Raw genomic sequence first — 13,260 nt, 5'->3', positions numbered from 1 at the left:
GGGAGCAAACGCCACACGAAGAATCCGAATGGAGCACCATGCTTACCGCAGAAGATACCCAGGACAAGGAACGCCCGCTGCGCGAGGCCGTCCGGGATACCCTCCGCACCCGGATTTTCGAAGGACACTACGCTCCCGGCACGCGGCTGGTGGAACGGGACCTGGCGGCGGAATTCGCCGTCTCCAGGCTGCCCGTGCGGGAAGCACTCCGCATGCTCCGCCAGGAGGGCCTCATCAGCGACCGCGGTGCACGGGGCGCAGAAGTCAGCACCCTGAGCCCCAAGGACGTAGAGGACCTCTTTGACGTCCGGCAGTCCCTTGAAGTGCTGGCATGCCGGCTTGCCGCCGTGCGGGCAACCCAGGAGGACCTGGCATATTTGAAGGGCCTGCTCGACGACGCCGAGGGTTTCCTCGCGAAGGGCGCCGTCCGCGAAGCCCACCGTGCCAACAGCGAATTCCACGACGCCATCACCCGCATTGCGGACAACAACTTCCTCAAGTCCGCGCTTGAACCGCTCCAGGGGCGCATGCACTGGCTGTTCCGGCACGTCAGCGACCTGCCCGAACTCATCCAGGAACACCGCGCCCTGTATGCCGCGATCGCCAGCGGAGACCCGGACACGGCCGCGGCCCAGTCCGCCTCACACATCGGCAAGTACCGCGAGCAGTTCCCGGAGGACTTCCAGAAAACAGAACCCCAACTTCACCGGAAGAAAAAATGAGACTCCTCGTCATCAACCCCAACATCAGCGACGATGTCACTGCCCTGATCGAATCCGAAGCCCTGCGGTCTGCTGCACCGGGCACCGAACTGGTGGTCCGTACCGCCGGCCATGGCGTGGAATACATCGAGACCCGCTTCGAATCCCTCATCGCCGCCGGCGCTGTCGCCGAAATCGTCGCCGAACATACCCGGGCCGGCGCCGATCCCGTGGACGGAGTGGTGGTGGCTGCGTTCGGCGATCCCGGCATGCCTGCCCTCAAGGAACTGGCCAACGTGCCGGTGATCGGCATCACCGAAGCCGCGCTCTGCACCGCCGCCCTGCAGGGGCACCGGTTTTCCATCATTGCCATCTCGGACCGGATCAAGCCCTGGTACCGCGACTGCGTGGAACGGTTCGGCCTCCTCGGAAGGCTCGCTTCCATCCGATCCATCAACGAAACACTCAACAGCATCGGCTCAGTCCAACAGGACTTCAAGGAGACCCTCCTGGCACTGAGCCGGCAGGCCGTCGCGGAGGACGGAGCCGACGTCGTTATCCTGGCCGGGGCTCCCCTCGCAGGACTGGCCCGGGAACTCGAGGGGGAGATTCCCGTGCCTGTTGTTGACGGCATTTCCGCCGGAATCCGGATGGCGGAGGCCGTGGTGGGGCTCCAGTCCGGTCCGCACCGCGCAGGCGCCTTCGCCCCGCCACCGCCAAAGGACAGCAAGGGGCTCAGTGAAAACCTCGACGCCGCCCTCTCCGCAGCCCGGAACAGCGCCGCTCCGGCGGTACCAGCCACTTAGACCGCTTTCATCAGAAGAAGGACACCGATGTCCCCCCAGCCAGACCTTGTCATTGCCAACGCCACCGTCGTCAACAGTTTCGGACGCCGGATCGCCCATATCGTTGTCCGGGACGGTGTGGTCACGCAACTCCTCGACGCCACTGAACCCGCGCCCCGGGCCGTGCGGACCATCGACGCCACCGGGATGCTGGTCATCCCCGGCGGCGTGGACGGACACTGCCACGTGGCCCAGGTGACCGGGCGCTTCCGCACCCTGGACGACTACCGCACCACGTCCACCGCGGCCCTCTGGGGCGGCACCACCACCATCATCGACTTCGGTATTCCCCGGGACGCCCAGGAAACGCCGCTCGCAGCCGTTCTTCACAAGAAGGAGCTGGCCACCGAGTCCCGGTGCGACGTCGCCCTCCACGGCGCTGTCATCACCTGGGATGAAACCGTGCCGTGGCAGCTCAAACAGCTCGCCGCGGAGGGTGTGCGCTCCGTGAAGATGTACACCACGAACCGCGGCACCACCATGGCGGACGGGGACACTATCCTCAAGGTCATGCGTGAGATGGTCCGGTTGGACGGACTCACGTATATCCATGCCGAACATGATCCGATCATCAGCGACTGCACGGAACAACACGCACAGGACGGCAGGATCGGCATAGGGCACCTGCACCGGACCCGGCCCGGACTTGCCGAGGAAGTGTCTGTCAAGGAAACGCTCGCCATGGCGGAATACACCTCCGCTCCCGTGTACTTTGTCCACCAGTCAACGCCGGGGGCGGTGGACCTGGTAACCGAAGCACGCGCACGCGGACTGGCGGCCTTCTCCGAGACCTGCCCCCACTACGTCACCCTCGATGACTCCGTATACGCCTCAAGGTTTCCGGAGTGGTACGCGTGTTGCCCGCCCATGCGCGATGCCGAAACAGTGGCCGCGCTGAAGGAGCGGCTGACCTCAGGGGCGATCCACGCCATGTCCTCGGACCACTCCTGCTACGACCTGTCCCAGAAACGCGAGCGCACCGACGACGTCCGGGCCATGCCGCACGGCCTGCCGGGCGTGGAGACGCGCATGCCTGTCACCTTCACCGCCATGACCTCCGCCGGCGCCAGCGTGGAGGACTTCGTGGAGGTATTTTCCGCCGGTCCTGCCCGGATTAACGCCGTTCCCGGCAAGGGCCGCATCGAGGAAGGGTTTGACGCCGACCTGGTGGTTTTCGACCCGGCCGAGGAGCGTTCCGTCGACGGCGGCGCCCTGCACATGGGGACGGACTTCTCCCCCTTCCACGGGATGGCACTGACCGGCTGGCCCGCCGTCGTTGTGTCCCACGGCCGCGTGGTGCTGGATTCCGATGGATTCCATGATCCCGGCGCTGCCGGACGCTTCGTCGCCCGCAACGGCTTCCGCCACCACCAGCCCGCCATCCCCGCCGGCGTTGCCGCCGCAGCCCTCTAGGAGCCCCCCATGCCTTCAACCACGCGCCCGCACAGGATCGGCATGATCGTGCCGTCCTCCAACACCTGCCTGGAACCGCAGACCTACCGTATCCTCGGTGACCGGACTGACGTCACCGTCCATTTCACGCGCATCCCCGTCACCAGGATCGCACTGGACGACTCCTCGGACCGGCAGTTTGATCCCGCCGTGATGCGGGAGGCTGCCAGGCTGCTGGCGACGGCGGACGTGGACGTTATCGCCTGGAACGGCACCTCCGGCTCCTGGCTGGGCTCGGCCCACGACCAGGAACTCGTGCACGAAATCACCGACGCCACCGGCATCCCTGCCACCACGTCCACCCTGGCCTACCTCGAGGCCTTCCGGAGCTTCGGTACGGAACGGATAGCGCTGTTCACGCCCTATACGGAGGACGTGAACCACCAGGTGATCGCCTCCTACGAGCGGGAAGGCATCAAGACGGTGGACCACCGTGCCCTGGGCCTGAGCGACAATGAGTCCTTCGCCCGGGTCACCGATGACGAAATGCGGCCCGGTTCCCTGGAACTCGCTTCGACCGCGCCGGACGCCCTTGTCTACCTGTGCACCAACCTCTACGGTGCCAACATCACGGCCGGGATCGAGGAAGGCACCGGCGTGCCCGTGCTGGACTCCGTGGCAGTGACCCTCTGGCACGCCCTCAGGCTCGCCGGCGCACCGCTGCTTGACCCGCGGTGGGGGAAACTCCTGGCCTAGCGACGGCTACATCCGGACGGTCAAAGCCGAGGGGTCCATGGTCATCAGGACGTGCTTGCCCTGGCCTTCGTGGTCGCCGTCCAGCTGGTAGTCGTCGTTGTGCTCCAGGGTGATCTCAACGGTCTTGCCCTGGTAGTACTCCACCGCGGTGTCCTTGCCCCGGCCCTTGCCGATCATCCCCGCAACCACGGACAGCCAGCCCAGCTTTCCGTGGTGCGGGGCCAGCACGGCAACGTCCAGCAGGCCATCGTCCATCTTGGCTTCCGGGAAGATCTCCAGGCCGCCCTGGACCTTGCCGCAGTTGCCCACCATGACGCTGCGGACCCCGCGGTGCACGGCAGTCTTGCCGTCAATCACGATGGTGGCCTTCACCGGTTTGCCCGGGAGGTTGCGGATGCCGGCGTCCACGTAGGCCAGCCAGCCCACCTTGTCCTTCAGGTCCTCGTTGGTGTCGGCCATGATGGTGGCGTCGTATCCCACCCCGGCCATGACCAGGAACAGCTGCTCCTTGTCCGGATCGCTCCGGCGGGCGCGGACGACGTCGATCTTCCGCTCGGTTCCGATCAGGGCACCGGCCATGGCGCCGTCGTAGTCCGTGACGTCCATTCCCAGGTTGCGGGCCAGGAGGTTCCCCGTGCCCAGCGGGAGCAGGCCCATCGGGACGTCGCCCCCGGAGAGGACCTCGGCGACGCACCGGACGGTTCCGTCGCCGCCTGCCGCGATGACAATGTCCGCGCCCTGGGCAAGTGCGTCCTTGGCCTGCCCGACGCCGGGATCCTCCTTGGTGGTTTCGAACCACAGCGGCTCGCCCCAGCCGTTTTCCACACAGTGCTTGGCCACCAGGCCGCGCACGTCGATGTCCACGGGCTTGGCTGGATTGACGATGATTGCAGCGCGCTGGAGTGAAGTGGAGCTGTTGGCAGTCATGGCGTCCTTTGGTGGCGAATGGAAAGGCTACTTCTGAAAGAAGACTAGCCTGCCCCGCGAGGGGTTCGAAGCGGGCAGGCAGCAGGCAGGAAGCTACAACGCCTTGACCGCCCCGAGCACCTGCGCCAGTGAATCCTTTGCGTCGCCGAACAGCAGGGAGGTCTGGGGCTCGTAGAGGAGGTCATTCTCGATCCCGGCGAAACCCGGCCGCATGGACCGCTTGAGGAAGATCACCTGCCGGGCGTCGGCCACTTCCAGGATGGGCATGCCGTAGATGGGCGAGCCCTGGGACGTCTTGGCCGCGGGGTTCACGACGTCGTTCGCTCCCACCACCAGGGCAACATCCGCGGTTTTGAACTGCGGGTTGATCTCGCCCATTTCCTTCAGCGACTCGTACGGCACGTTCGCCTCGGCCAGGAGCACGTTCATGTGACCGGGCATCCGGCCTGCCACGGGATGGATGGCGAAGTCCACCTCGATGCCCCGCCCTTCAAGGGCCAGCGCCAGTTCGGCGGCCGTGTGCTGGCCCTGCGCCACCGCCAGGCCATAGCCCGGAACAATGATCACCCGCTGCGCGTAGCCCAGGAGCACCGCCACGTCCTCCGCGCTGGAGGACCGCACCGGACGCTCGCTCACGGCGGTGGATCCCGCCGTCGAACCTCCCCGGAAGGCACCGAACAGGATGCCGGCCACGCTCCGTCCCATGGCAGCCGCCATGGCCCGGGTAAGGATGGTGCCCGAGGCGCCCACCAGCGTGCCGGCCACCACCAGGAGCACGTTCCCCAGCACCACGCCGGACGCCGCCACGGCCAGGCCCGTAAAGGCGTTCAGCAGCGAGATGACGATCGGGACGTCGGCCCCGCCCACGGGCAGCACCAGCAGGATGCCCGCCGCCAGGCCGAGGACCAGCAGCAGCGCCGCGAGCGGGAGGGAACCGCTGAAAACGACGGCGGCCGCGGCCGCGACGGCGGCGAGCAGCACCGCGGCCATCACCACGGGGAGGCCCGGGAACAGCACCGGCCTCGTTGTCATGAGTTCCTGCAGCTTCGCGAACGTGACCCCCGAGCCCGCGAAGGACACGGCGCCCACCAGGAGCGTGAAGACAATCGCCAGCCGCATCCAGGGGTCGCCGGCATGGCTGAGTTCCAGGAGCGCCACCAGCGCCGCCGCCCCGCCGCCCACGCCGTTGAAAAGCGCCACGAGCTGCGGCATCTGCGTCATTTTGACCCGGCGTGCCACAGGGGCCGCCACCGCTGAGCCCACGGCTATGGCCGCCAGGATCCAGGGGATGTTCTCCAGCCTGGCGGACAGGAACACCGTGACGACAGCGATCAGGGCGCCGGCAGCACCGACCAGGTTGCCGCGGCGGGCCGTCCGCGGGGAGCTGAGCCCGCGCAGCGCCAGGATGAAGAACACGGCGGCAATGAGGTACAGGAGCGAGGTCCACACGGGATCGAGGATGCTCATCTGCCGTCCACCTTCCCCGCTGCCCCTTTTGTGCCCGCCGGTTTCTTTGCGTGGAACATGTGCAGCATCCGGTCGGTCACCACGAAACCGCCCACCAGGTTGGCGGTGGCAAGGACGACGGCGAGGAGGGCCACCGCGAGCACCCACGGGTCCGCTGCCTGGCCGGCCACAATGATGGCGCCCACCAGGATGATCCCGTGGATGGCGTTGGCGCCGGACATCAGGGGCGTGTGCAGGGTGCTGGAGACCTTCGAAACCACCTCGAAGCCGACGAACACCGCCAGCACCGTGATGGTCAGCAGGCTGATCCCGTCCATCAGAGCACCCCTTCCCGCCGGCTGCCGGCCCGCTCCGCCAGGAGTTGCGCCGTCGGCTGGTGCTGCACTTCCCCGTCATGGGTCAGGCAGGCGCCCGCCAGCACTTCGTCCTTGAAGTCGTGGACCAGGGCGCCGTCCCGGACCATGAGCGCAATCAGGTTGGCAACGTTCTTCGCGTAGAGGCGGGAAGCATCCGAAGCCATGGCCGAGGGGGCATCCTTCAGGCCCACCAGCGTGACGAAGCCGGAGCCGTCCGCCGTGGGCACCGGGATGTCCTGGCCGGGTACCACGCCTTCGACGTTGCCGCCGGACTCTGCGGCGAGGTCGACGACGACGGATCCGGCCCGCATGCCCTGCACCATTTCGGTGGTGACCAGGCGCGGGGCGCGCCTGCCCGGGACGGCCGCCGTCGTAATCAGCACGTCCGCCTGGGCCACATGCGGGGCGAGCAGCTGGCGCTGCCGGGTGCCGGCGTCGGAACTGAGCTGGCGGGCGTAACCCCCGGCCGCCTCGCCTGCTTCCAGGTCCAGCCGGACGAAGGTGCCGCCCATGGATGCCACCTCGTCCGCGGAGGCCGGGCGGATGTCGTTGGCGAAGACGCGCGCACCCAGGCGTTTTGCGGTGCCGATGGCCTGGAGGCCCGCCACGCCGGCGCCGAGCACCAGGACACGGGCGGGCGGAACGGTCCCGGCGGCGGTCATGTATAGCGGAAAAAACCTGGGCAGCCGGATGGCCGCTTCCAGGACGCACCGGTAGCCGGCCACCAGGGCCTGGGAGCTGAGGGCGTCCATGGACTGGGCCCGGGAGATGCGGGGCACCAGTTCCAGGGCAAAGGCGGTCACCCCGGCCTCGGCGAGCGCTTCAACCGTTGGGAGTTCGGACGACGGCGATGCGAGCCCCACCGTAACGGCTCCCCTTTTCAGGGAGCGGGCGGTTTCCGGGTCCAGGGGCCGGACGTGGGCCAGGACATCCAGTTGGGCCAGGTCGAGTTCACGGACGAGGTGCACACCGGCCTGGGTGTATGCCAGGTCCGGATACCCTGCCGCCGCACCGGCATCTTCCTCCAGGAGTACCTCGACGCCGAGCGCCGCCAGTTGCTTCACCGTTTCCGGTGTGGCCGCCACACGCCGTTCACCCTCCCGGCGTTCCCGCGGTATGCCCAGTTTCACCCGCCAACTCCCCTCGCTGCAGTAGCTCGCGGCAGGGCCTCACGGGTGGCGCCCGACCGGCTGACCGGCGGGAACGTCGCGGAGCGGCTCTGCTGCACGTAGTTGGCTAGAGTCTATGGCTCAAGCCGCGGCGGCGGGAGTGGCCTGCCGGGCGTTGCGGTAACGATTCGCCTGTCAGGCCGCCCAGGGCCTGGGTGCGGGGACTCGTGCGCCGTGCCGGGCCCGCCAAAGTCGAGGGCAATCCGCCGAGCCGTCTCCATGAGTCGGGGGACGACGGTCTTTTCGACTTCGGCGGCGGAGGCCCGGTGGGTCTGCAGCGACACGTTGGCTGCGGCAACAATGTCGTTGCCGCGCCAGACAGGTACGGCCACGCCCCGCAGGCCCTCCTCCAGTTCCTCGGACACCATGGACCATCCCCTGTCCCGGGCTGCCTCAACTTCGGCACGGAGGTGCTCCACGCTGGCGACCGAACGGTGGGTATAGCGGTGCAGCTGGACCGCTTCGAGGTACCGATGGAACTCAGGCTCCGGCAGTCCGCCAAGGAGGACCCTGCCCATGGAGGTTGCCCAGGCCGGGAACCGGGTGCCCACGGTGATGGTGACGCTCAGCAGCCGAGGCGACGGCACGCAGGCAACGTAGACGACGTCGGCACCCTCCAGGATGCACAAAGCCGTTGTTTCGTTCAGGTCGGCGGCCAGATTCTTGAGGTGGGGCTCAGCCACACCGGGGAGCGTCAGGCCGGCCAGGTAGGACCTGCCAACATCCAGCGAGCGGGCGGTCAGCTCATAGGCGGGACCGTCGGCGCGGAGGTAACCGAGGTCAGCCAGGGTCATGAGGAAGCGCCGCGCGGAGGCCCGTGTCATGTCGGTGCGGGCTGCAACCTGGGAGACGGTGAGCCGCGGATGGTCCGGCGTGAAGGCGAGCAGGACGTCAAAGGCCTTCTCAACCGACTTCACAAAGTAGGCTGCCTGCTCTTCCATGACCTGCGCGTTCCTTCCTCGCCGCCCTGGCTCGGCCCTGTGGGCCTGTGGCCCGGGCCAGGCCTGTTAGATCATATCCTTCAGTGGGCGTCCCTCAGCTGCTCCAGCGTTTCCGCAAGCAGGGGATTGGCCCGCCCGCCCAGGCCCAGGAGGGGAACCATCGCGACGGCCTGCTCACGCAGGTGGTCCCAGCCGTCCACCACCCGTGCGCCGAGTTCACGGGCGCGGGCAATAGTTCCCGTGACGTGGCCGGCGTAGACGAAGTCGTAGACCAGGGCATCGGCAGCGAGCGGTCCCTCGCCCCATACGGGCCGGTCGGACCTGCCTTTACCGATGGGCGTGGCGTTGACAATGAGGGAGGCTTCCGCGGCCAGGCCCGGCGCCTGCTCCCAGCCGACGCTGCGGGCATCCATCCCGAACTCCCCGGCAAGGCTGGACAGTTCCTCCGTGGCACGGGGATCCCGGTCGGTAATGGTCACCGTGCCGGCCTGCCCCCGGAGTGCGATCAAAGCCGCCCTGGCCGCTCCTCCGGCCCCCAACAGGAGGGCATGCCGCTGGGGCCCGCTGCCCAGAAGAGCCCGCACCGCCGTGACGTCGGTGTTGTGGCCGAACAGCGCAGTCCCCTTCCGCAGCAGCATGTTGCAGGCACCGCTTAGTCGGACTTCTTCAGTGGCCTTGTCGGCGGCTTCAGCTGCCCAGTGCTTGTGGGGCATGGTCACGTTCGCGGCGATGATGTCCGGTTCCCGCAGACGGTTCCGCACTCGGTCCATGCCGCCCTGCGGTGGCACGTCCCAGGCTTCGTACGCCCAGGGGATGCCGAGCCGGCGGAGCACGGGATTCCATACCCGGGGCGACATTGCCTCTGAGGCAGCGGAGCCGATCAGGAACAACCGGGCCGGTGGCGTGGGGTCTTCCATGTGATGCCTTTCGTGTCCGTGTCATCGCGCTGCCGGGAGGGCTGCGGGCGGAGGCGTTGTGATCGGCCTCACCACCTAGTATGCTCTTATAAAACGCATTGCGCACATATGTTCGATATGCGTACAAATCCACGATAAACCCAACGCCTTCAGCGTGGAAGGATCACCGGAATGACGAACATCGCAGCAGGCACCGAGGCCCAGACACCTGCCGAGGCCGAACGGCAGCTCAAGCGCGCCAGGAAAGCGGCCCTGGCCGCGTTCCTTGGCGGGGCACTCGAGTATTACGACTTCTTTATCTACGCGACCGCAGCGTCGCTGATCTTCTCCAAGATCTTCTTTCCCACTGGAGACCCCACGGTGGCGCTCATCGCGTCGTTTGCCACCTTCGGCGTCGCCTATGTCGCCCGGCCCTTCGGTGCTGTCGTCTTCGGCCATCTGGGCGACAAAATCGGCCGCAAGAACACACTGGTCCTGACCCTCGTGCTCATGGGCGCTGCCACCTTCCTCATTGGGATCCTGCCGGACTTCAATAGCGCCGGCTACTGGGCACCCGCGCTGCTGGTTCTGCTCCGGCTGATGCAAGGACTCTCAGCAGGAGCGGAAACCGCCGGCGCATCTGCCCTCTCCACCGAGGAAGCTCCCGAAGGCCGTCGCGGATTCTTCGCCAGCTTCGCCATGAGCGGCATCTCCGCCGGCATCGTCCTGGCATCCCTGGCCTTCCTTCCCGTGGCCGCCATGAGCGAGGCCGACCGCCTCGCCTGGGGCTGGCGAATCCCCTTCTGGGGATCCATCATCGTGCTGATCGTCGCGTACCTGGTCCGCCGCTCGCTGGAGGAACCTGAAGTCTTTGAGGAAAAGCACGACCACGGCGAACTGGTGAAGCTCCCTTTCGCCAAGATGTTCAAGACCCACCCGGCCCAGTTCTTCCAGGTGGCCCTGATGTCCTTCGAAACCGTCACGAACACGTTCATGCAGTCCTTCGGCCTCGCCTACGCCGTCACCGTGGGCGTCCCGGCATCCACCATGCTCTGGGTCAGCATCCTCGGAAACGTCCTGGCCATCGGCACGCAGCCGCTCATGGCCCATTTCTCGGACCGGTTCGGCCGGCGTCCGGTGTTCATCGCCGGCGTCCTCGGATCCGGAGCCATGATCTTCGTCTACTTCTCGGTGATTTCCACCGGAAACATCCCGATGATCTTCCTGACCAGCACGCTGATCACGGCCGGCACGTACGCCATGTCCAACGCGATCTACCCTGCTTGGTTCTCCGAGCTCTTCAATGTCAAGGTCCGGTATTCCGGCATGGCCATCGGGCTGCAGATCGGTATTCTGTGCGCCGGCTTCACCCCGCTGCTGGGCACGGCCCTGGTGGGCGCGGACAAGGCCAACTGGGGTCCCGCCGCGTGGATCGTGGCAGGCTCCTCCGTCCTCGCGGTAGCCGGTGCCCTGTGGGCCCGCGAAACGAGCAAAACCCCGCTTCGGCAGCTGGGCAACCACGTACGGTAAGTGCCGGGCAACAAAAAGGAAGAGGCCGACGGCGGGAAGCACCCGCCGTCGGCCTCTTTCAGTTTGAGGACGGAAGGGGCGTGGTCAGCCCCGGGCCGTGAGGTCGGCCGAGATCAGCTTTGCGGTGGCGACGATTTCCTCGGCAACCGATGAAAGGTAGGCGTCAGGGTCCGGCTTGGCAGCCACGGACTGGGCCTGCAGGGACACGTTCACTGCCGCCACCACCTTGGATCCGTCGTAGACCGGCGCGGCCACGGACATCAGGCCAAGTTCGAGTTCCTGGTCCAGCAGGCACCAGCCCTGGGACCGGACCGTGTCCAGGACAGCCAGGAGCTCTTTGACGCTCCCCAACGCGCGTGGGGTCAGCGGCTTGATGTCGGCGGCGGAAAGGTACGCCTTGAGGTCGGCAGGGGACAGCGCGGCCAACAGCACCCTCCCCATGGAGGTGGCATAGGCGGGGAAACGGGTGCCCACGGTGATGCCTATGGTCATGATGCGACGCGTCGTCACGCGCGCGACGTACGCGATGTCGGTGCCGTCCAGCACGGCGGCGGAGGTGGACTCACCAAGCTTCAGCGACAATTCCTCAAGGTGCGGCTGGGCCAGCTGCGGCAGTGACAATCCGGACAGGTACGCGTACCCCAGCTGGAGCACCTTGGCCGTGAGCGCGAACGTCTTGCCGTCGGTCCTGACATAGCCCAGCTCCACCAGGGTGTGCAGGAACCGCCGCGCAGTGGCGCGGGTGAGGCCGGTCCGGGCAGCCACCGCGGTGAGGGTCATGACCGGATGCTCCGTATCAAACGCGCGGATCACCGCGAGCCCGCGGGCCAGGGACTGGACATACTGGTCACTGGCCTGCGGGGCCCCCGCTGCTGCGTCGGTCATGGTAACCAATCCTAGGGGCCTTTACGCTGCCGCCGCGGCCCTCAGCGGGACGGGGACCAGCTCCTGCAGCTCCTCGAGGGTGCAGCCGAAGGTTTCCCGGACGGTGACCCCGTCGGGGCCGGTGAGGAAGACGGCTTTATCTGTGTAGACGCGGGTGACGCAGCCGACGCCGGTGAGCGGGTAGGTGCAGGACTCCACGATCTTGGAGCCACCTTCGCGGGTCAGCAGGGTCATCATGACGAACACGTCTTTGGCGCCGGTGGCGAGGTCCATGGCGCCGCCGACGGCGGGGATGGCACCGGGCGCCCCGGTGTGCCAGTTCGCCAGGTCACCGGTGGCGGAGACCTGGAACGCGCCCAGGACACAGATGTCCAGGTGTCCGCCGCGCATGATCGCGAACGAGTCCGCGTGGTGGAAGTACGAGGCGCCCGGGAGTTCGGTGACCGGGATCTTGCCGGCGTTGATGAGGTCCTCGTCGATCTCGTCGCCCTTGGCAACGGGGCCCATGCCGAGCATCCCGTTCTCCGTGTGGAGCGTGATGTTCTGTTCCCCGGTGAGGTAGTTGGATACCAGGGTGGGCTGGCCGATGCCCAGGTTCACGAACGATCCCGGGGCGATGTCCCTGGCCACGAGCCGGGCGAGGTCCTCCCGGCCCAGGGGTGTGGCGGAGGTCTGGAGGGTTGTTGCGGTGCTCATCTCAAGCGACCTTTCCTGCAGGGGAGGCGGTACTGGCCGCGGGCACGCGGACCACAGTGTTGACGTAAATGCCGGGGGTCACCACGTTTTCCGGGTCCAGTCCCCCGACGGGGACGATCTCGGAGACCTGGACGATGGTCTGCCTGGCCGCGGCGGCCATGATCGGACCGAAGTTCCGGGCCGTCTTGCGGTACACAAGGTTGCCCTTGCCGTCGGCCTTCAGTGCCTTGATCAGGGCGACGTCGGCGTGGATAGGGGTCTCGAACACCTGGCCGCGGCCGTCGATGATCCGGGTTTCCTTGCCCTCGGCCAGCATCGTGCCGTACCCGGTGGGGGTGAAGAACCCGCCGATCCCGGCCCCGGCGGCCCGGATCCGCTCGGCCAGGTTGCCCTGCGGCACGAGTTCGAGTTCGATCTCGCCGGCCTTGTACTTGGCGTCAAAGTGCCAGGAATCGGACTGCCGCGGGAAGGAACAGATCATCTTCTTCACCCGGCCCTCCTTGATCAGCAGCGCCAGGCCCTGATCGCCCTGGCCGGCGTTGTTGTTGACCACGGTCAGGTCCGTGGCGCCGCAGTCCAGCAACGCGTCGATCAGTTCGAACGGCTGGCCGGCGTTGCCGAACCCGCCGATCATTACGGTGGAACCGTCCTTGATGCCGGACACGGCCTCGCGGACAGAATCTACAAAAGTCAGCATGC

14 protein-coding genes are annotated in these 13,260 nt (G+C 67.1%); 5 read left to right on the top strand and 9 right to left on the bottom strand.

Annotation, left to right across the window (positions count from 1 at the left end; translation table 11 throughout):
- Positions 1–38: 38 nt before the first annotated feature.
- Genes U7114_RS16695 through U7114_RS16680 form a run of 4 tightly spaced genes read left to right on the top strand, consistent with a single transcriptional unit; the run spans position 39 to position 3,694 of the window.
- A complete protein-coding gene (locus U7114_RS16695) occupies positions 39–722 on the top strand; it encodes a GntR family transcriptional regulator (RefSeq protein ID WP_157240280.1) in 684 nt (227 codons plus the stop codon).
- Positions 719–1,507 (top strand): aspartate/glutamate racemase family protein, encoded by a 789-nt coding sequence (locus U7114_RS16690; RefSeq protein WP_323058001.1) that lies wholly within the window; start codon positions 719–721, stop codon positions 1,505–1,507. Before U7114_RS16695 ends, U7114_RS16690 begins: the two co-directional genes overlap by 4 nt.
- A gap of 27 nt (positions 1,508–1,534) precedes the next feature.
- A complete protein-coding gene (locus U7114_RS16685; protein WP_323058000.1) occupies positions 1,535–2,959 on the top strand; it encodes an amidohydrolase family protein in 1,425 nt (474 codons plus the stop codon).
- A gap of 9 nt (positions 2,960–2,968) precedes the next feature.
- Complete coding sequence (locus U7114_RS16680; protein ID WP_323057999.1) at positions 2,969–3,694, top strand: aspartate/glutamate racemase family protein; 726 nt, start codon at positions 2,969–2,971, stop codon at positions 3,692–3,694.
- Positions 3,695–3,700: 6 nt separating this feature from the next.
- Here U7114_RS16680 and U7114_RS16675 read toward each other — a convergent pair whose 3' ends face one another.
- The 6 genes from U7114_RS16675 to U7114_RS16650 all read right to left on the bottom strand — a co-directional run bounded on the left by U7114_RS16675 (position 3,701) and on the right by U7114_RS16650 (position 9,471).
- Positions 3,701–4,621, bottom strand: a complete 921-nt coding sequence (locus U7114_RS16675) for a diacylglycerol/lipid kinase family protein (protein ID WP_157240275.1) — start codon at positions 4,619–4,621, stop codon at positions 3,701–3,703.
- 93 nt (positions 4,622–4,714) lie between these two features.
- Positions 4,715–6,088, bottom strand: coding sequence for an NAD(P)(+) transhydrogenase (Re/Si-specific) subunit beta (locus tag U7114_RS16670; protein ID WP_157240273.1), 1,374 nt, complete (start codon positions 6,086–6,088; stop codon positions 4,715–4,717).
- Entirely contained in the window at positions 6,085–6,405 is a 321-nt protein-coding gene (locus U7114_RS16665) for an NAD(P) transhydrogenase subunit alpha (RefSeq protein ID WP_157240271.1), read from the bottom strand. Before U7114_RS16665 ends, U7114_RS16670 begins: the two co-directional genes overlap by 4 nt.
- Positions 6,405–7,574: a Re/Si-specific NAD(P)(+) transhydrogenase subunit alpha gene (locus U7114_RS16660; RefSeq protein WP_323057998.1), complete on the bottom strand. Its 1,170-nt coding sequence runs from the start codon at positions 7,572–7,574 to the stop codon at positions 6,405–6,407. Before U7114_RS16660 ends, U7114_RS16665 begins: the two co-directional genes overlap by 1 nt.
- 113 nt (positions 7,575–7,687) lie before the next feature.
- Positions 7,688–8,554, bottom strand: coding sequence for an IclR family transcriptional regulator domain-containing protein (locus U7114_RS16655; protein WP_323057997.1), 867 nt, complete (start codon positions 8,552–8,554; stop codon positions 7,688–7,690).
- Positions 8,555–8,634: 80 nt separating this feature from the next.
- On the bottom strand, positions 8,635–9,471 hold the full coding sequence (locus tag U7114_RS16650; RefSeq protein WP_323057996.1) for a shikimate dehydrogenase: 837 nt from the start codon (positions 9,469–9,471) through the stop codon (positions 8,635–8,637).
- Between the two features lie 171 nt (positions 9,472–9,642).
- Between U7114_RS16650 and U7114_RS16645 the strand changes: the two genes are divergently transcribed.
- Positions 9,643–10,980, top strand: a complete 1,338-nt coding sequence (locus U7114_RS16645; protein ID WP_321214784.1) for an MFS transporter — start codon at positions 9,643–9,645, stop codon at positions 10,978–10,980.
- An 84-nt stretch (positions 10,981–11,064) separates the two neighbouring features.
- Here U7114_RS16645 and U7114_RS16640 read toward each other — a convergent pair whose 3' ends face one another.
- The 3 genes from U7114_RS16640 to U7114_RS16630 are packed head-to-tail and all read right to left on the bottom strand — an operon-like array spanning position 11,065 to position 13,258.
- Positions 11,065–11,865: an IclR family transcriptional regulator domain-containing protein gene (locus U7114_RS16640; RefSeq protein ID WP_323057995.1), complete on the bottom strand. Its 801-nt coding sequence runs from the start codon at positions 11,863–11,865 to the stop codon at positions 11,065–11,067.
- 21 nt (positions 11,866–11,886) lie between these two features.
- Positions 11,887–12,561, bottom strand: a complete 675-nt coding sequence (locus tag U7114_RS16635) for a 3-oxoacid CoA-transferase subunit B (RefSeq protein ID WP_323057994.1) — start codon at positions 12,559–12,561, stop codon at positions 11,887–11,889.
- Between the two features lies 1 nt (position 12,562).
- On the bottom strand, positions 12,563–13,258 hold the full coding sequence (locus U7114_RS16630) for a 3-oxoacid CoA-transferase subunit A (protein WP_157240261.1): 696 nt from the start codon (positions 13,256–13,258) through the stop codon (positions 12,563–12,565).
- Positions 13,259–13,260 lie beyond the last annotated feature (2 nt).

The sequence above is a fragment of the Pseudarthrobacter sp. C1 genome, from assembly GCF_034720455.1.
Lineage (GTDB): Bacteria > Actinomycetota > Actinomycetes > Actinomycetales > Micrococcaceae > Arthrobacter.
This window is presented reverse-complemented; position numbering and strand designations above follow the sequence as displayed.